This is a genomic window from Litoreibacter albidus, from assembly GCF_900107015.1.
Lineage (GTDB): Bacteria > Pseudomonadota > Alphaproteobacteria > Rhodobacterales > Rhodobacteraceae > Litoreibacter > Litoreibacter albidus.
Window position 1 is genome coordinate 131815 of sequence record NZ_FNOI01000007.1, and the last position, 15940, is coordinate 147754.

The 15940-nt window shown below is 57.9% G+C and carries 17 protein-coding genes and 1 tRNA gene; 12 read left to right on the plus strand and 6 right to left on the minus strand.

From position 1 onward, the window contains the following. The first annotated feature begins 1 nt into the window (after position 1). The 4 genes from BLW66_RS14890 to BLW66_RS14905 all read left to right on the plus strand — a co-directional run bounded on the left by BLW66_RS14890 (position 2) and on the right by BLW66_RS14905 (position 4144). Positions 2–1378 (plus strand): TRAP transporter large permease, encoded by a 1377-nt coding sequence (locus tag BLW66_RS14890; protein WP_089947951.1) that lies wholly within the window; start codon positions 2–4, stop codon positions 1376–1378. Between the two features lie 66 nt (positions 1379–1444). After that, positions 1445–2476 carry an L-idonate 5-dehydrogenase gene (locus tag BLW66_RS14895; RefSeq protein WP_089947952.1) on the plus strand — a complete coding sequence of 344 codons (1032 nt, stop codon included), beginning with the start codon at positions 1445–1447 and terminating at the stop codon, positions 2474–2476. Further along, a complete protein-coding gene (gene gph / locus BLW66_RS14900) occupies positions 2473–3117 on the plus strand; it encodes a phosphoglycolate phosphatase (protein WP_089947953.1) in 645 nt (214 codons plus the stop codon). The genes BLW66_RS14895 and gph overlap by 4 nt, the downstream gene beginning before the upstream one ends. After that, complete coding sequence (locus BLW66_RS14905; RefSeq protein WP_089947954.1) at positions 3110–4144, plus strand: flavin monoamine oxidase family protein; 1035 nt, start codon at positions 3110–3112, stop codon at positions 4142–4144. Before gph ends, BLW66_RS14905 begins: the two co-directional genes overlap by 8 nt. A gap of 50 nt (positions 4145–4194) precedes the next feature. Here BLW66_RS14905 and BLW66_RS14910 read toward each other — a convergent pair whose 3' ends face one another. Then, positions 4195–4965 carry a transporter substrate-binding domain-containing protein gene (locus BLW66_RS14910; RefSeq protein ID WP_089947955.1) on the minus strand — a complete coding sequence of 257 codons (771 nt, stop codon included), beginning with the start codon at positions 4963–4965 and terminating at the stop codon, positions 4195–4197. A 137-nt stretch (positions 4966–5102) separates the two neighbouring features. Here BLW66_RS14910 and BLW66_RS14915 point away from each other — a divergent pair, with 137 nt between their 5' ends. The 3 genes from BLW66_RS14915 to BLW66_RS14925 are packed head-to-tail and all read left to right on the plus strand — an operon-like array spanning position 5103 to position 6941. Beyond that, entirely contained in the window at positions 5103–5843 is a 741-nt protein-coding gene (locus BLW66_RS14915; protein WP_089947956.1) for an amino acid ABC transporter ATP-binding protein, read from the plus strand. A gap of 1 nt (position 5844) precedes the next feature. Then, positions 5845–6603, plus strand: a complete 759-nt coding sequence (locus BLW66_RS14920; RefSeq protein WP_089947957.1) for an amino acid ABC transporter permease — start codon at positions 5845–5847, stop codon at positions 6601–6603. A gap of 5 nt (positions 6604–6608) precedes the next feature. Further along, positions 6609–6941 (plus strand): carboxymuconolactone decarboxylase family protein, encoded by a 333-nt coding sequence (locus BLW66_RS14925; RefSeq protein WP_089947958.1) that lies wholly within the window; start codon positions 6609–6611, stop codon positions 6939–6941. Between the two features lie 94 nt (positions 6942–7035). On the opposite strand, the gene comE is transcribed toward BLW66_RS14925, so the two are convergent. The 4 genes from comE to BLW66_RS14945 all read right to left on the minus strand — a co-directional run bounded on the left by comE (position 7036) and on the right by BLW66_RS14945 (position 9297). Beyond that, positions 7036–7599: a sulfopyruvate decarboxylase subunit beta gene (gene comE, locus BLW66_RS14930; RefSeq protein WP_089947959.1), complete on the minus strand. Its 564-nt coding sequence runs from the start codon at positions 7597–7599 to the stop codon at positions 7036–7038. Position 7600: 1 nt separating this feature from the next. Continuing rightward, on the minus strand, positions 7601–8098 hold the full coding sequence (locus BLW66_RS14935; protein WP_089947960.1) for a thiamine pyrophosphate-binding protein: 498 nt from the start codon (positions 8096–8098) through the stop codon (positions 7601–7603). Between the two features lie 79 nt (positions 8099–8177). Further along, complete coding sequence (locus BLW66_RS14940; RefSeq protein WP_089947961.1) at positions 8178–9062, minus strand: LysR substrate-binding domain-containing protein; 885 nt, start codon at positions 9060–9062, stop codon at positions 8178–8180. 46 nt (positions 9063–9108) lie between these two features. Further along, entirely contained in the window at positions 9109–9297 is a 189-nt protein-coding gene (locus BLW66_RS14945; RefSeq protein WP_089947962.1) for a hypothetical protein, read from the minus strand. A 141-nt stretch (positions 9298–9438) separates the two neighbouring features. On the opposite strand from BLW66_RS14945, the gene BLW66_RS14950 reads away from it, so the two are divergent. From BLW66_RS14950 to BLW66_RS14960, 3 genes are read left to right on the plus strand one after another with little or no spacing between them, the layout of a single operon-like run. Further along, positions 9439–11085, plus strand: a complete 1647-nt coding sequence (locus BLW66_RS14950) for a hypothetical protein (protein WP_211664279.1) — start codon at positions 9439–9441, stop codon at positions 11083–11085. 12 nt (positions 11086–11097) lie between these two features. After that, positions 11098–12231: a phosphatase PAP2 family protein gene (locus BLW66_RS14955; protein WP_139254576.1), complete on the plus strand. Its 1134-nt coding sequence runs from the start codon at positions 11098–11100 to the stop codon at positions 12229–12231. After that, positions 12232–14367, plus strand: a complete 2136-nt coding sequence (locus BLW66_RS14960) for a S8/S53 family peptidase (RefSeq protein WP_089947965.1) — start codon at positions 12232–12234, stop codon at positions 14365–14367. A 155-nt stretch (positions 14368–14522) separates the two neighbouring features. Here BLW66_RS14960 and BLW66_RS14965 read toward each other — a convergent pair whose 3' ends face one another. Then, positions 14523–15209 carry a M48 family metallopeptidase gene (locus tag BLW66_RS14965; RefSeq protein WP_089947966.1) on the minus strand — a complete coding sequence of 229 codons (687 nt, stop codon included), beginning with the start codon at positions 15207–15209 and terminating at the stop codon, positions 14523–14525. Between the two features lie 177 nt (positions 15210–15386). On the opposite strand from BLW66_RS14965, the gene BLW66_RS14970 reads away from it, so the two are divergent. Together BLW66_RS14970 and BLW66_RS14975 are read left to right on the plus strand one after the other, a co-directional pair. Then, on the plus strand, positions 15387–15722 hold the full coding sequence (locus BLW66_RS14970; protein WP_089947967.1) for a TIGR02300 family protein: 336 nt from the start codon (positions 15387–15389) through the stop codon (positions 15720–15722). An 85-nt stretch (positions 15723–15807) separates the two neighbouring features. Next, a tRNA-Ala gene (locus BLW66_RS14975) sits at positions 15808–15883 on the plus strand. Positions 15884–15940: the final 57 nt, after the last annotated feature.

Consider the following 15940-nt stretch of genomic DNA (forward strand, 5'->3'; position numbering starts at 1 on the left):
CATGGAAATTATCCTTCTTTTCGGGATGGTCATCGGGTTCATGCTGATCGGTGTGCCGATCGCTGTATCGCTTGGCTTCTCGTCCGTGCTGTTCTTGTTGTGGTTCTCCGATGCGTCATTGGCGTCGGTCGCGGGCACCTTATTCGAGGCTTTCGCTGGCCACTACACTCTATTGGCAATTCCGTTTTTCATTCTGGCGTCCAGCTTCATGTCCACGGGTGGTGTTGCGCGGCGGATCATCAACTTCTCTATTGCGTGCGTCGGCCACTTGCGTGGCGGTATGGCTATTGCTTCTGTCTTCGCTTGCATGATGTTCGCAGCGCTGTCCGGATCGTCGCCTGCGACGGTGGTGGCCATCGGCTCCATCGTGATCGCGGCGATGCGTCAGGTGGGCTACACCAAAGAATTCGCAGCGGGTGTTATTTGTAACGCGGGGACGCTAGGCATTCTGATCCCGCCATCTATCGTGATGGTGGTCTATGCCGCGGCGGTTGAAGTCTCGGTCGGGCGCATGTTCCTTGCAGGTGTCATTCCTGGTTTGATGGCGGGCTTGATGCTGATGATTGGCATCTACGTGATGGCGCGGATCAAGAATCTGCCAAAGGGGGAATGGGCTGGCTGGGGGCGCATCTTCGAGACAGGTAAGGAAGCTGGTTGGGGTCTGTTCCTGATTGTCATCATCCTGGGTGGTATCTACGGCGGTGCATTCACCCCGACGGAGGCTGCTGCGGTCGCAGCTGTCTATGCTTGGATCATCGCGTGTTTCGTCTACCGCGACATGGGCCCACTTGCGACGGAAGAGGGCGAAAAGAACGTCTCCCTTTTCGCCAAGCCGCAAGCCTTGGTTACCGCGTTTTTCCACAAGGATACGCAGCAGACGTTGTTTGACGCGGGCAAGCTGACGGTCACGCTCATGTTCGTGATCGCCAATGCGTTGATCTTGAAGCACGTGTTGACGGATGAGCAGATCCCGCAACAGATCACAGCCGCGATGCTGGATGCAGGCTTTGGCCCCGTCATGTTCCTTGTGATCGTCAACATCATCTTGCTCATTGGCGGTCAGTTCATGGAGCCGTCGGGTCTGTTGGTTATTGTGGCCCCCTTGGTGTTCCCGATCGCGATTGAGCTTGGCATTGACCCGATTCACTTGGGCATCATCATGGTCGTCAACATGGAAATCGGGATGATCACGCCGCCGGTGGGGCTGAACCTGTTCGTCACATCTGGCGTGGCTGGCATGCCGATGATGTCAGTTGTACGGGCGGCGCTGCCGTTTTTGATGATCCTTGTCGTGTTCTTGATCATGGTCACCTACATCCCGTTCATCTCGACGTGGCTGCCGAACTTGGTCATGGGGCCGGAGCTGATTACGAAATAGGCTGGTAGCCTTTCCAAAACATGCATAGCTTGCGCTAACATTTCCATCAGAGGAAAGGCGCAAGCTATGAAGTCGCTGATAATCCATGCCCCTCGCGATCTGCGGATTGAGGAGCAGCAAGTCACGCCGCCCGCCGCCGGTGAGGTGCAAATCACCATGGCTGCCGGTGGCATTTGTGGATCAGACTTGCATTATTACCAACACGGCGGTTTCGGCGCGATCAAGCTGCGTGAACCTATGGTCCTTGGCCACGAGGTCGCCGGTTATGTGACTGCTTTGGGCGATGGAGTTACCGCCTTGGAAGTTGGTCAGCTGGTTGCCGTTTCCCCGTCGCGCCCATGTGGGGATTGCAAGTTCTGCCTTTCTGGTCAGCCCAACCACTGTCTGAACATGCGGTTTTATGGCTCCGCGATGCCGTTCCCGCACATTCAAGGCGCGTTTCGTCAGGTACTGAATGCAAGCGTGGCGCAATGCGCCGTCGCTGACGGTCTGTCCGCTGGCGAGGCCGCGATGGCCGAGCCGCTCGCGGTCTGTCTCCACGCGGTGCGTCAAGCGGGGCCGATGCTTGGTAAATCGGTGCTGGTGACCGGCTGCGGCCCTATCGGTGTGCTGTGTATTCTCGCCGCACGTCGCGCTGGGGCCGATCACATCGTGGCAACAGACATGTCCGACTTCACGCTGCAAAAAGCCCGCGAAGCTGGGGCTGATATCGCGTTTAACGTGACCAAAGTGGACAAGCCCTTGCAGCCCTACATGTCGGACAAGGGTACGTTTGACGTGCAGTTCGAATGCTCTGGCGCTGTGTCAGCTTTGACGGCTGGCATTCATGCCATGCGCCCAAAGGGCACTATTGTGCAACTAGGGCTTAGCGGAGATATGTCCCTGCCGATGATGGCGATCACCGCCAAAGAGTTGAATTTGAAGGGCTCCTTTCGCTTCCACGAGGAATTTTCCACCGGTGTATCCCTGATGCAAAAGGGCCTGATTGACGTGAAGCCTCTCATAACCCAAAGCATCCCTATGAAAGACGCGGTTGAGGCGTTTGAAATCGCCTCAGACAGAACCCGTGCCATGAAAACACAGATTGAATTCGCATGAAGGCTGTCATTTTCGACCTCGACGGAACGCTTGTTCATTCCGCACCGGATATTCACGCGGCTGCCAATGTGATGTTGGCCAAAGCCGGACGTGAACCGGTGACGCTGGATCAGGTGATCAGCTTTATTGGTAACGGCATTGAAAAGCTGGTGGAGCGCTGCTTGCGAGCGACGGGCGGCGCACCTGCCGATATGGCACCACATTACGCCGAGATGAACCGCGCTTACGCGAAGGACCTGACCACGTTGACGCGGGTCTTTGACGGGGTGCGAAAGGCATTGGATGCGGTGGACGTCCCGATGGCGCTTTGCACCAATAAACCTGAAATTCCGGCTCGCGCGCTTTGCGATCAACTGGACCTCACGCGCTACTTTACCGTGATCACCGGCGGGGACAGTACGCAGGCCAAGAAACCTGATCCGTTACCACTGGTTCATACCGCGCTGGCCTTGGGCCTGTCGGTGGAGGAATGCCTTTATGTGGGCGATAGCGTTACCGATTTTCGCACTGCCCGTGCGGCCGGTATGCAGTTCGCCTTTTTTACTGGGGGGTATCAGCCAACACCAGTGAACGGTCTCGCGCCTGAAGAATGCTTTGACAGCTGGAACAGCGTCAACTTGGGGCAGTTCTACCTTGCTTGATTTGGTCATTGTTGGGGGCGGGTTGTCTGGTCTGGCACTGGCGCGGATCGCGCAGTCGCGTGGGTTGACGTACAAACTTCTGGAAGCGCGCGATCGGTTTGGGGGCCGTATTGACGGTATCGACGGCGTTGATCTTGGCCCGTCGTGGTTTTGGCCCAGCCACTCACGCATGGCAGCCTTGGTAAAGAAGCTAAACCTGACCGCGTTCGAGCAATGGAGCACCGGCGACGCGCTTTTTGAGGACCGCACAACCGTGCAACGCGGCCAAGGGTTCGCGTCAATGGCGGGCACTTATCGGATTGCTGGGGGGATGTCGGCAGTGGTGGAGGCGTTGGTCGCAAAACTGGACCGCTCTTCCTTGCTGTTGAATGCCCCAGTGCAGACCATCACCCAAGAAGACGGGGTGATCGTCACCACCCGCGACGGCACAGATTACGCGGCGCATCACGTGGTCTTGGCGGTGCCACCGCGTGTGGCGGCTAATATGGTGTTCTCGCCACCGCTTCCTGTGGCGGCGGCCCAGCCCTTAAGCGGGATACCGGGCTGGATGGCAGGGCAGGCCAAGCTGGTGGCGACATACCCGACGCCCTTCTGGCGCGAAGACGGCTTGTCGGGCGATGCGGTGAGCCAGGCAGGCCCAATGGTGGAGATACACGACGCATCCGACCCAGATAGCGGAAAGGGCGCGATCTTCGGGTTTGTCGGGGTTCCCGCCCCACATCGCGACGGTGAGCATGAACGCATTCTGGCTGCGGGCCTAGAGCAGATGACGCGGTTATTTGGCGCGAAGGCCGCGACGCCAGAACAGTTGATTTTAAAGGATTGGGCGCAAGAGCCGTTTACCGCGACGCGACCGGATTGGGATTTCAACGGTCCGCACCCGCGCTATGGATGCCCGCCTGAACTGCGCAGCCTGTGGGATGGCGTGTTGCTGCTAGGCTCAACGGAGTTCGCTGCGACCCAAGGCGGGTTCCTGGAGGGGGCGCTGGAGCGTGCGGAAGAGATTGCGGCAATCCTGTCGAAATAAAACAGGCCGCGCATTCAACACGGCCTGTTCAAACGGTCAAGAGCGGGCGCTTACAGGCCCCATTTTTCGGCCGTCGTGTCAAAGAAGCCTTGGGCTTTCTTCACTTTGACCCAGTTGTTGACGTAGTTGATCCAAACCTGATCCGCCTGTGGCAGCAACATCGCGATTGGCGACGGGGAGCGTGGCTCGGCGCCTCTTACGCGAACAATCGGAAATTTATCGTCCAAGGTGGAGCCTTCGATGTTGGACGTGATAAACACGTCCGCACGACCTGCGATAACTTCTTGGTAACCACGTGCAGGGGCTTCTACGACCTTGATCGTAGCATTCGGGAACCATTCTTTTGCCAAGCTTTCGAAGGTGGTGCCCAGCGTGGTGGCCACGGTCACTTCTGGCTTGTTTATGCTGTCGTAGCCATCAAACTTGCCGGCGTTCTCTTTCAGCGTGAAAGGAAAGATTTCAACGGCGATGTAACTTTCTGAGAAACCCGCGACTTTCATGCGCGCGGGCGAGATGGAGGCGGAGCCGGTCATGTGGTAGCTGCCTGCCGTCACCCCGTTCACCAAGGTTTTCCAGTCTGCCGGGACGAACTCGACCTCGACGCCAAGATCTGACGCCAGTTCGGTCATGATGTCGATGTCATACCCTTTGTAGCTGTTAGTGGCGGGATCGCGCACGGACATCGGGTTCCAGTCGCCGGTGGTGCCGACCTTCATGACGCCGCCGTCAAGAATTTCGTTCAGGGCGGATTGCGCCACGGCGGCGGTGCTCATCACAGCGCCAAAGGCCAGCGCCGCAAGGGCGTTTGCAAATTGTTTCATATCAGGGAAGTTCTCCGGTGTTGGTAGGTGACCTTGTCGTTGCGTCTGCAAGGGCACACGGTGATCGTGACTTGAAGTTTCGGTCACTTGCCACATAACCTCAAGGTAATAGATGGCAAGGCCGGAAGGGCGTGAGTGTGACACAAGACGCGATCGAGATGATCGATGTGGACAAGTGGTTTGGCGACTTTCAGGTTCTCAAGGGTATCAATCTAAACGTGAAACCGGGCGACCGGGTGGTGATCTGCGGACCGTCGGGATCGGGAAAATCCACCGTCGTGCGCTGCATCAACCGCTTGGAGGCGCATCAAAAAGGCGTGATCAAAATCGGTGGCGTCGTGCAGGACGGCAGTTCTGCCGCGCTTGACGCGATCCGGTCCGAAGTGGGGATGGTCTTCCAACAGTTTAATCTGTTCCCGCACCTCAGCGTGATGGAGAACCTTGTTCTTGGCCCCATGAAGGCGCGCAACATGTCCCGCAAGGACGCCGAGGCGCGCGCAATGAAATATCTGGAGCGCGTCCGCATCCCTGAGCAAGCCCACAAACGCCCAAGCCAGCTGTCTGGCGGCCAGCAGCAACGCGTGGCGATTGCCCGAAGCCTGTGCATGGAGCCGCGCGTGATGTTGTTTGATGAACCAACTTCGGCGCTGGACCCAGAGATGATCTCTGAGGTGTTGGACGTTATCGTAGAACTGGCGGAGGAGGGCATGACGATGGTTGTGGTCACCCACGAGATGGGCTTCGCCCGCAAGGTGGCGGACCAGATGGTCTTTATGGATGCCGGCGAGATTGTGGAAACCGGTACCCCGCAGGAGTTCTTCGGGTCCCCAAAATCGGAACGCACCCAAGCGTTTCTTAAACAGATATTGCAGCACTGATATGCGGGGTATCCTATCACTTGCCGCGCTGTTGACGCTTTCGGGGTGCGGATCATCCGACATATGGGGCTGGTACGTTATCAACCCGATGACGGCTTCAGGTTGGGTTAACATCAAGTTTTTGATCAATGGCATGGGGGCGACGATCCTGCTGTCGGTGATTGCGGCGTCGATATCTATTGTGCTGGGATTGCTTGTGGCTTTGCCCGGCCTGTCACAACGTCGTGGCGTCCGCGCAGTTAACCGCGTCTATGTGGAGATCGTGCGTGCCATACCGCTGCTGCCGATGTTGTTTTGGGTGTTCTACGGCTTACCGATTGTCTTCAAGTCAATGGGCCTCAGTCTCCAGATTGATCCGTTTTGGGGGGCGATCATAACGCTTGCGCTGTCGGACAGTGCATTTACCGCCGAAATCTACCGTGCGGGCATCCAAAGCATCGCAAAGGGGCAGGCTGAGGCGGCAAAAACAATTGGTCTGAATTACTATCAGACGATGCGCTACGTGGTTTTGCCGCAAGCCGTGCGGCGTATTCTGCCGCCACTTGCGAACCAATTTATCTACATCGTGAAGATGTCTGCATTTGCCAGCGTCATCGGCATGCAGGAGTTAACCAGACGCGCAAACGAGTTGGTGGTGACTGAATACAGGCCGCTGGAAATCTATTCGCTGCTGATTGTCGAGTATCTTGTGTTGGTCTTGGTGATCAGCGCGGGTGTCCGCTGGTTGGAGCGAAAAATGGGATCGGACGAGAGAGGATGAGCGAGATGGACTGGACTGAGTTTATGGACGAAACCGTCGAGAATATCGGCGCGCTGGCCAAAGAGATGCCGGAAACCGCAAAGGCCTTCACGACGATGGGTACCTTTGCCAAGAAGTCTGGCGCATTGGATGAGAAAACCAAGGAGCTGATGGCGTTGGGCATCGCGATTGCCACAAGGTGCGACAGTTGCATCGGGTTCCATGTAAAGTCGCTTGTCCGCTTAGGGCTGACGCGCGATGAATTGGTGGAGGCCTTGGCGATGGCGACCTATATGGGGGGCGGGCCGTCCTACGCCTATTCAGCCAAGGCGTTGAAGGCGTATGATGTGTTTTCCTGAAAGGGTTTGCGCCGCGGCTTTGCCGCGTCGCCACGCCGGGGAGGCGCTGCCTCCCCGGACCCCTCCGAGGTATTTATGAAGCAATGATGGGCGCTCAGGTGTTTTGAGCCGCCACCGTTTTCATGAAGCGATCACGTATCACGACGGGATCCATGGTGATCACGGGAACTTTGATGTTGCCGCTGTCGCATTTCGAGACAATGACGGTCATTTTGTCGCCTGCCAAAGCATCTTTGACAACCTGCACAGTATCCTCTGCTTTGCATTCAATCACGGTCTCGCAGCCGCAGGCTTTTGCGACCTCTGTAAGGGAGGTTTTCTTGCCCGCGTAGGTCGGCTGGTCGCCTGTTGAGCCGTAGGACCCGTTGTCGATGATGAGCAATAAGTAGTTGTCCGCTACGTTATTTGCGATTGTCGGCAGTGTCCCAAGATTTGTGAGGACTGATCCGTCGCCGTCGATGACCAACACTTTGGACTTTTGGGCGAGGGCGAGCCCAAGGCCGATGGAGGAGGCGAGCCCCATGGTGCCCAGCATATAGAAGTTCGACGGCTGATCATCGATCATGTGCATTTCTTGGCTGGGAAGCCCGATATTGCAGATGGTTAGCGTTTCTTTGATTGTCGGCGCGAGTTCTTTGATGATGTCTGAACGGATCATATTAGTAGCCTCCCCAAAAGGACGCATCCGTGAGAATTGCGACCGGCTTGTTGCACATGAAGGTATATTTCAGAATTTTATCGAACTCTTCCGCGTCTGACTGTTTGTGGAAGTGGTAGGTGGGAATATTGAGCTGTGCGAGCAGGGCTTTGGTGTGCACTGCCATTTCTGCCTGACAGGCGACGGGTTCGCCCAACTCGCCGCGGTAGGAGATCAGCATGGGCAGCGGCATGCGGTAGAACTGCGTGAGCGTGACCAGCGTGTTGATCGTTACGCCAATGGCCGTGTTTTGCATGATGATCGCTGAGCGCTTGCCGCCCATGAAGGCACCCGCGCAGAGCCCCATGCCCTCATCCTCTTTGTTGGAGGGAATGTGGTAGATGTCGGGGTGCTTTTCAGCGGCATCGATGACGCCACCCAGCTGTTTGCAGGGGACGGTGGTTATGAATTCGACTTTGTTGTTCACAAAGCCATCAATGATGACGTCGTCGATGGACATGCGGACGGCTCCTGGTTGCGGGATCATTGCTCCATTTGACCTAAAGTCACGCATCGGTCAAATTAGAAAAAATTTAGTTTTACTGAAGTTTTTCTTTATACTCGCGAACGGCCACTGAAACCTCTTCCATAAGTCGTTCAACGAGCTGGGCTTTTGCGCAGTCTTTGCGAGCGAGCAAGCTTAGGCTGCGCCCAGTGGTCTCAAGCGGCACACGGCGCAGTGCGGCAAAAACGGCATCTGGCATGCAGATGTCCGGTACAACTGACACGCCAAGCCCGTGGGCGACAACGCTGGCAACGGTCTCCAGCGACTCGAGTTCCATGATGCTTTGCACAGTGATCTGGTTTCGCATGAGCCATTCATCGGCGATCTGTCCAGCCGTCGCGCGGGGGGTGTGGCGGATATAGGGGTGTGTGCGCAAGAGGTCGTGCGGCGCGCCCGTCGGGGCATTGGGGGCGGAGATTAGCACCAAGGGCTCTTGCGCGATGTGGTAAGTGCGCAGGTTCGGGGCCGGTGTCAGCGGGGCGGAGGTGATTGCCGCATCAATGGCCCCGCGACCGACCATTTCAAGCAGGTCCGTGGACAAGCCAGGCACGACTTTGACGCTGAGCTGTGGGGTGCTGCGCATCAATCGCTTAAGCGCCATCGGGACAAGGCCATGCAGGCTTGACGGGACGGCACCGAGGCTGAGAGTTCCGGCTAAGTTGTTCGCATCGCCTGCGCAAGCGATCAGGCGGTCATAGTCGCTGACCAGACTGCGCGCCTTGGGGAGCATCGATCGCGCCAGCGGCGTCAGAGCTGGTGGCTTGGCCGTGCGGTCAAAGAGTGAGGTGCCAAGCAGGTCCTCTAACTTACGCATTTGTTGGCCGATGGCGGCCTGAGAGACGTGAACCCGATGCGCTGCTGCAACGAAACTGCCGGTGTCTGCAACGGCTACCAAAGTGCGAAGTAGTGTAATGGACATGAACGAGCCTTAGCTCGCGGTGACGTGGCCAGCAAGGGCCGCGGCGCTAGTCGCGCAGATCCGCGGGGCCTACTCTGTCTGCCAGTAATATGAGCCAAGAGAGCGTCTCGCGTTCCCGCTCGTTGAGGGTCGTCCCTTCGCTGAGCGCGTGCATCGCTTGGCGCAGCGATGGCCAGCGATCATAAAAGTCGAGCAGGTCGTTGATAGGCTCTGACCCCTTTTTTAACGGCATCATGCATGGCTCCGGTAAACAAAAATGGTAATAGTTACAGGCTACCAACGCATGAGGCGCCTCACATGTGAAAAAAGTGTGAAGGTCTTGGTGCACATTGCGTTAACTTGCTAAGCTTACCCCTAGGGAAGGCTGTATATTACCGTGGGCAACAAACTTAACATTTCATTGTTCGGTTCCTGCGTCGTGCGTGTAGACGGCGATGGTGGGGTCGAAATTACCGGCGCGAAGCATCGCGCTTTGTTTGCCCTATTGGCGACGGCGCCACTTGGGCGGCGTACACGGTCCTATTTACAACGCACGCTTTGGGGGTCCTCGTGTTACGACGGAGGACGTCAGAATTTACGCCGCGCACTCTCTGATCTGCGCAACATCCTTGGCGAGAACTTCGACCGTTTCGTTAAATGCACAAACAGCGATGTCGAGTTGGACCTTTCGTTGGTGAATTTCTTGGGCTCTCCGGGTGTCGGGGCGTTCATGGAGGGCATCGGCATACGTGATCGTGGGTTTGAGGAATGGGTTGCCGCGATGCGCGCGGACGAAAGCCAGATTGCAGCGCTCTACCGGACGACGCCGCGCACCCAGTTGGGGCGACCGTTGCCGCGTATTACGGCCCTGCCGTTCCAGCGGGTTATGGGCGGGGACAACTTGCGGGTCCTTGGCGATTGGTTGGCGGAGGAGGTCTGCCGCTCCCTGTCTCGGTCAAACCTGCTTTCCGTGATTTCCCACCTGTCCAGCCGCGCCTTGGCTGCGCGTACCACTGACATTATGGATGTGCGCCGCGAGTTGGATGTCGATTATTTTGTCACCGGCTCGATCCGAGATATGGGCGGGCGTGTCGTCGTTGACATGGACTTTGTGGATGCGCGCGATGGCAGCATCTTGTGGACCCGCCAGATTGCAGGCCCGCAGGCCAGTTTCCTTGATGGGATATCCACAAGTTTGGACGGGGCCGTGCGCGCCATCGGGCGATCTATCGCGGATGAGGCTATATCTTACGTCAACGACCGGCCCTTACCGGAGTTGGAAGACCACCATTTGGTGATCGGCGGGGTGTCACTGATGCACCGCCCGACTTTCCGTGACTTTGCAAAATCCCGCACCCTGCTGGAGGAAGCAGTGTCGCGCGCGCCGATGGTCGCTGAAACGCACGCGTGGCTCGCAAAGTGGTATGTGCTGAGCGTGTTCAACGGATGGACCACGGATCAACCTGGCGACACGCAGCGTGCGCTTGATTCCTCGTCACGGGCGCTGGATATCAATCCGGACAGTTCGTTCTCGTTGGTCATTGATGGTTTCGCGCACAACAACCTGAAGCAACGGCTGGACGTTGCCAGCCAACGATACGACACGGCCATCGACATTAACCCGAACGAAAGCCTGTCTTGGTTACTGCGCGGCGCGCTACTGGCCTTCCAAGATGAGGGGGGTGAAGCCATCGCCGCAGCAGAGCAGGCATGTAGTCTCTCGCCGATCGACCCGTTCGGGTATTTCTACGATAGCTTGTCCAGCACGGCCCATTTGGCGGCGGAAGAATACGGCCGCGCGTTGGAATTGGCAGAACGCTCTTTGGCCTTCAACGACCGTCACCTGTCAACATTACGTGCAAAAATCATCGCGCTCCATTTTCTGGATCGCGGGGATGAGGCAAGGGCCGCGGCGTCGGACTTGATGCGTCGCCAGCCGAGTTTCCGTCTGAACGAATACGCCAAGGCCCACCCATCTTCGGGACGGGCACTTGGTCAACGTGCATTGGTGGCCTTGAAGGCCGCTGGGGTGCCCTCAGCATAAGGTAGGTATGGTATGGCGAGATACGGTGGCATTGGTGGTATCGGGGGCATCGGCGGGATTGGCGGCATAGGAGGTATCGGCGGAATAGGTGGCATTGGCGGTATCGGAGGAATTGGCGGCGCGGGTCTTGGCGGGTTCCTTGGTGGCGGAGCGGCTGGCCCCTACGGTCCGGCCCTAACCGCAGGGCTGCAAACAACAGCGGAAGCGATCATCCATGCGACGGGTGAGGGCCCAGCCCCGATCCCGACCCAACTGCCAGAGAACTCTACCGCTAATTTGGATCGCTCTGCCGATTGGGTGCGCGGTTCGCTCTACTTGACGGATTTCATAAAAGATGTGGGCTCGCAGGTCGCGGGTCAGCAGGTCTCGATCAGCTTTGAGGGCAACACGTTGCTGTCGGTGGAGCGCCCCTCCGCCGCGTTACTGTCGGAACAGGCGGGCTTCGTGCGCGACTACGCTGATTTGCGGGCTGACCGCGCGGCGGAAATTACCAGCCAGTTGGGCTTCCCGACTGACTACTTTGCGATGATCCTTGCGTTGCACCCCGCCCACAATCGTTTCACGCTGGAGTTGATTACTGTCACGCAGTTGATGTGTTCACACTTGGCTATGATGGCGAAATACGCATTGGCGACGCGGCGTCCTGATCAAGTTGATACGCGCATTATGCCCATGATCGCGACCCCGGGCCACGGCAGCTTTCCATCTGCTCACGCGACGGAGGCCTACGGCGTGGCGACAGTCATGCTGGGGCTGATGGAGCAATGGCAAAGCTTTGCCGACAGCACTGACCGCAAGGAGTTGCTGAGGCAATTGGCCAGCCGCATTGCGGTGAACCGCACCGTTGCAGGGGTGCATTATCCTATGGACACATGGGCTGGCGCGTCGCTTGGGCAGGCCATCGGCTCCGCCGTACTGGGGCGGTGTGGTGCTACACCTATGGGCAAGTCAGTAACCTACACCCCGCAGAACACCGATTTCTTCGGGCACGACTTTGAGGCGATTATGGCTGGTGTTCCAGTGACCACCGATTACGGCGTGCAAGTGGGGGCTGCTATCCAATCGACCGCGTCGCCTTTGTTTGAATGGCTTTGGAATAAGGCTTTGAAAGAAGCTCACACTGGCCAAGTCGGGCCAGTGGCCTAAATGGCACCGCGCGTCCGACAATATACGGGACCCTATGAGCGGTGGGTATTTGGCAAGAAGCTTGGCCGCCCGTTCAGCTTCCCCGCCATTCGCGATTGGAAGTCGCGCTACTTTGCAGCGTTGATGGACAGTCCGGTGCCGTTGCCGGATGTCTCTCAAGTGAAGTTCCGCGCAGAGCCTGGCGCCCCCGTCGAACGGGTCGATGTGCGGTACCCGCCGTTGTGGAAGAACGGGCAGGGTTTGTCCGTACGCCCCTTTTGCTTTTATGATCCGGTTGACGCGGCCTCTCCGGAACCGGAGAGCCTTGAAGACTGGATGGACATGCTTTTAGAGCTGCTTGACCAGTTCACCGAGGGCTTGGACGAAGTCACAGGCCAGCGAAAGCGCGCCCGTTATCGCGTCAACTTTCCGATAAATGAGGCGTCTTGGACGCAGGACTACGACCCCGGCCGTGCGGTTGCTGGCCAGACGCCGAAGGCGACCGCCCCCAAAGCTATTGTAGCTGTGATTGACGACGGTATTCCCTTTGCAAACCGCACCTATTTGGACGGGGAGGGAAAAACCCGTGTCAGCCACTGTTGGCTGCAAGCTGCACGAACTACAGGCCCAAGTGCGGTTCCGTTTGGGCGGGAGATAAGCAATGGTGAGATAGACACGCTGCGGGTGGAACATGGGCGCGACGAGGCAGCGATGTATGTCGCGGCTGGGGCCATCGACGCGGATTTGCCTGAAGTTGGAAATTACATGCTGCGCGAAACGACACACGGCGCGCACACCATGGCGATGACGGCTGGTAAGGCGTTCGGGACGGGCGTGGATGTGTCGCAGAACGATATAGAAATCATCGCGGTTCAGCTGCCCAACTCTATCTCATGGGACACATCTGGTTTCGGCAAAGAGATGTATATGCTCTCCGCGCTACACTACATTTTCGATCGCGCGACCCGCATTGCCGAGGCACATGGCGGGGCGGAACTGCCGTTGGTGATCAACTTCTCCTACGGGTGGTCGGCTGGTCGTCATGACGGGCAGTCTGAAATGGACACCGCCATGCAGGAGTTGCTGTCATCGCGCCGGAAGTTGGCACCGACATTCTTGGTTATGCCCAGTGGCAACACTTTTGAAGACGACATGCATGCGAACTTCCAAGAAAGCGATTTTTCGGATGATCAGCTGAGCATCGGCTGGCAGGTACAGCCGGATGACCGCACATCCAGCTATGTAGAAATATGGTTGCCGGAGGGGCTGGACCCTGAAGGCTATACGTTTGAAGTTACCCCGCCTCGCGGCGTCAGTCTTGACGCCGCACCTTCCCTGGCTTTGCGGGGTGCCCCGCGCTTCCCGCGTGGAGACCCGCGAAACTTCGCAAATCTTCGCGCGGGCGGTGCGGTGGTGGGGCAAATGTCGGTCGATAAAAACCGTGGCACGCGCTGGCGTGCGATGGTGGCTTTGGCCCCTAGCGTACCCGTTACGATGCCAGAGGGGGAGACGGCCAGATGGGCGGCTTCGGGACGGTGGACCTTGACTTTAAAGCGCACGGCAAGTGCCGCACGCTTGGCGCCTGATGCTTATGTTAACATTTGGGCGCAACGTGACGATGACCCGTCTGAGCTGCGTACTGGGGGGCGTCAAAGTTATCTGGTGGACCTGAACAGGACACCACGCATAAAGCCTGCGCTGCCGGAGTACACCCAGCCACTTACGCCGGTTCGCGGCTTCGGCAGTATGAACGGTGTTGCTAACGCCGACTTCGTGACGCGAGTGGGCGGCTATGTGCAAAGCTCTGGCCATCCGGCGCGCTATTCGTCTGCGGGTGGCCTGCTTAACACGGGCGGTGCCGCGCCGGTGACGTGGGGCGCGCATGTTGCGCTCAGCGGGGTTTCCGACCGCGGCACAGCGCTTCCGGGTACAGTGTCGCAAGGTGTCTATTCCGGTGCTAGGTCAATCCTGATCGGCACTAGTGGCGCCGCGCCACAGGTGGCGCGTTGCATCGCGCGGGCTTTGGCGGATGGGCTGGACCCGATGTCGGGCCTGACACCGCAAAGCTATACGTATCCAAATGCGGTTAAGAACGTGCAGCTAAAGGCGCGTTTAGGGAATTTCGTAACACCCGCTTTATGGAGTGGGGAAAGGTAAGGGCTGAGAGATCGAGTATACCGATCTCGCCTCTTGAGGGATCACACCGGCTATTTTGCCGGCGTGAGGGAGGGGCATCCGGCGTAGTTTATTGAGTGAGCAACAGCTTTTGGCGAGGTTGTGCGTAGTTTCTGTGTCGCGCTGGGTGTCCCTTTTCAGAATTGGTAATGGTGCAACCCGCCGCCGTGCGTTCGCAGCCATTTGCGCGGCGCCTCATAGTCGGGCATCAGCTGGGACACCTCGTGCCAAAACGCGGCGCTGTGGTTCATCTCGGCCAGATGGGCGACCTCATGGGCGGCCACATAGTTCAACACCTGCACAGGGGCCAGAATAAGCCGCCAGGAATACATCAGGTTTCCCTCCGACGTGCACGACCCCCACCGCGAACGGGTATCGCGAATGCTGATCTTGCCGAAGGGCCGCCCCAACCGCTCGGCGTAGCGCTCGCTGGCGTCGACCAGCCTGTCACGCGCCATCGTCTTGAGAAAGGCACGCACGCGCGCGCCGGACTTGTCTGCGCCAGGCGGTATCAGAATGTGATCGGCCATTAGCTTCACCGAACGGGTCTTGGTTTCGGCGATAAGTCTCGGGTGACCCTCCACCGGAATAGTGGCACCGGGGGCGATGATCGTCGCATCCGGTTGACGGTCCAGGTGTTTGCGAATCCAGTCTTCTTTTGACAACAGAAATGCTTGGGCTTCGCGCATGGAAGCACGGCGGGGCAGGGTGAGTGACACCCGCCCGTCCACCCCGGACACCCGCAGTGACAGGCGACGCGCCCGCGCGGAATGCTTTAGAGTGACGTCAATCGGGGGGTGCCCCAGTTGAATCAGTTCTGCCATTGCTTGATTGCCTGCATTTTGCTGCTTATGTCCAAACGTAGCGCGGCCAATAGGCCATGGAAAGTAACAATGGGGGGAAAGCCTTTGACACGCCTTTCCCCATGTGGCAACTGGCTGCAATTCAGATATTCAACTGCATGAGCGCTTTTACTGCGGCGCCGACGAAAGAGGACGATTATGCCTAAGGAAGAATGGGGCGTTAAGCGCGTTTGCCCAAACTGCCAGGTTCGTTTCTACGACCTTCAGAAAGACCCGCTGACATGCCCGTCGTGCGAACACGAATTCACGCTCGAAAGCCTGACTGGCAACAAGTCTCGCACGATGCAGGCTGACAAGCCTGATGCGCAAAACAAAGACAACGATACAGACGATGCAGATGAAGTGATCCTCGAGGATGACGAAGATGATGCAGACGTGGATCTTGGCGATGACGTCCTTGAAGACGACGACGATGATGACACTGTAAGCCTTGATGAGCTGGCAGACGTTGCCTCTGAAGACGACGATACCTAAATAGTGGGGCGCGGTTGGATTTTTCGCTTGAACTGATCCCCGCGCCCTTCTAGACACCACCTCGCAACCTACGGGTTGCCGGTTTGGGGCCTTAGCTCAGCTGGGAGAGCGCCTGCATGGCATGCAGGAGGTCAGCGGTTCGATCCCGCTAGGCTCCACCAAACCCTTCACAATATACCACACCCGTGTCATTTGCCGGACGGCAGCTGCATCCCCCT

Bases quoted from the DNA above. Each gene is read 5' to 3' on its own strand.
- BLW66_RS14970 (WP_089947967.1), top strand. From the start codon at position 15,387: ATGCCTAAGGAAGAATGGGGCGTTAAGCGCGTTTGCCCAAACTGCCAG.
- BLW66_RS14935 (WP_089947960.1), bottom strand. From the start codon at position 8,098: ATGTCCATCGACGACGTCATCATTGATGGCTTTGTGAACAACAAAGTC.
- BLW66_RS14940 (WP_089947961.1), bottom strand. From the start codon at position 9,062: ATGTCCATTACACTACTTCGCACTTTGGTAGCCGTTGCAGACACCGGC.
- BLW66_RS14920 (WP_089947957.1), top strand. From the start codon at position 5,845: ATGCGGGGTATCCTATCACTTGCCGCGCTGTTGACGCTTTCGGGGTGC.
- BLW66_RS14965 (WP_089947966.1), bottom strand. From the start codon at position 15,209: ATGGCAGAACTGATTCAACTGGGGCACCCCCCGATTGACGTCACTCTA.
- comE (WP_089947959.1), bottom strand. From the start codon at position 7,599: ATGATCCGTTCAGACATCATCAAAGAACTCGCGCCGACAATCAAAGAA.
- BLW66_RS14945 (WP_089947962.1), bottom strand. From the start codon at position 9,297: ATGATGCCGTTAAAAAAGGGGTCAGAGCCTATCAACGACCTGCTCGAC.
- BLW66_RS14925 (WP_089947958.1), top strand. From the start codon at position 6,609: ATGGACTGGACTGAGTTTATGGACGAAACCGTCGAGAATATCGGCGCG.
- gph (WP_089947953.1), top strand. From the start codon at position 2,473: ATGAAGGCTGTCATTTTCGACCTCGACGGAACGCTTGTTCATTCCGCA.
- BLW66_RS14895 (WP_089947952.1), top strand. From the start codon at position 1,445: ATGAAGTCGCTGATAATCCATGCCCCTCGCGATCTGCGGATTGAGGAG.
- BLW66_RS14890 (WP_089947951.1), top strand. From the start codon at position 2: ATGGAAATTATCCTTCTTTTCGGGATGGTCATCGGGTTCATGCTGATC.
- BLW66_RS14955 (WP_139254576.1), top strand. From the start codon at position 11,098: ATGGCGAGATACGGTGGCATTGGTGGTATCGGGGGCATCGGCGGGATT.
- BLW66_RS14960 (WP_089947965.1), top strand. From the start codon at position 12,232: ATGGCACCGCGCGTCCGACAATATACGGGACCCTATGAGCGGTGGGTA.
- BLW66_RS14910 (WP_089947955.1), bottom strand. From the start codon at position 4,965: ATGAAACAATTTGCAAACGCCCTTGCGGCGCTGGCCTTTGGCGCTGTG.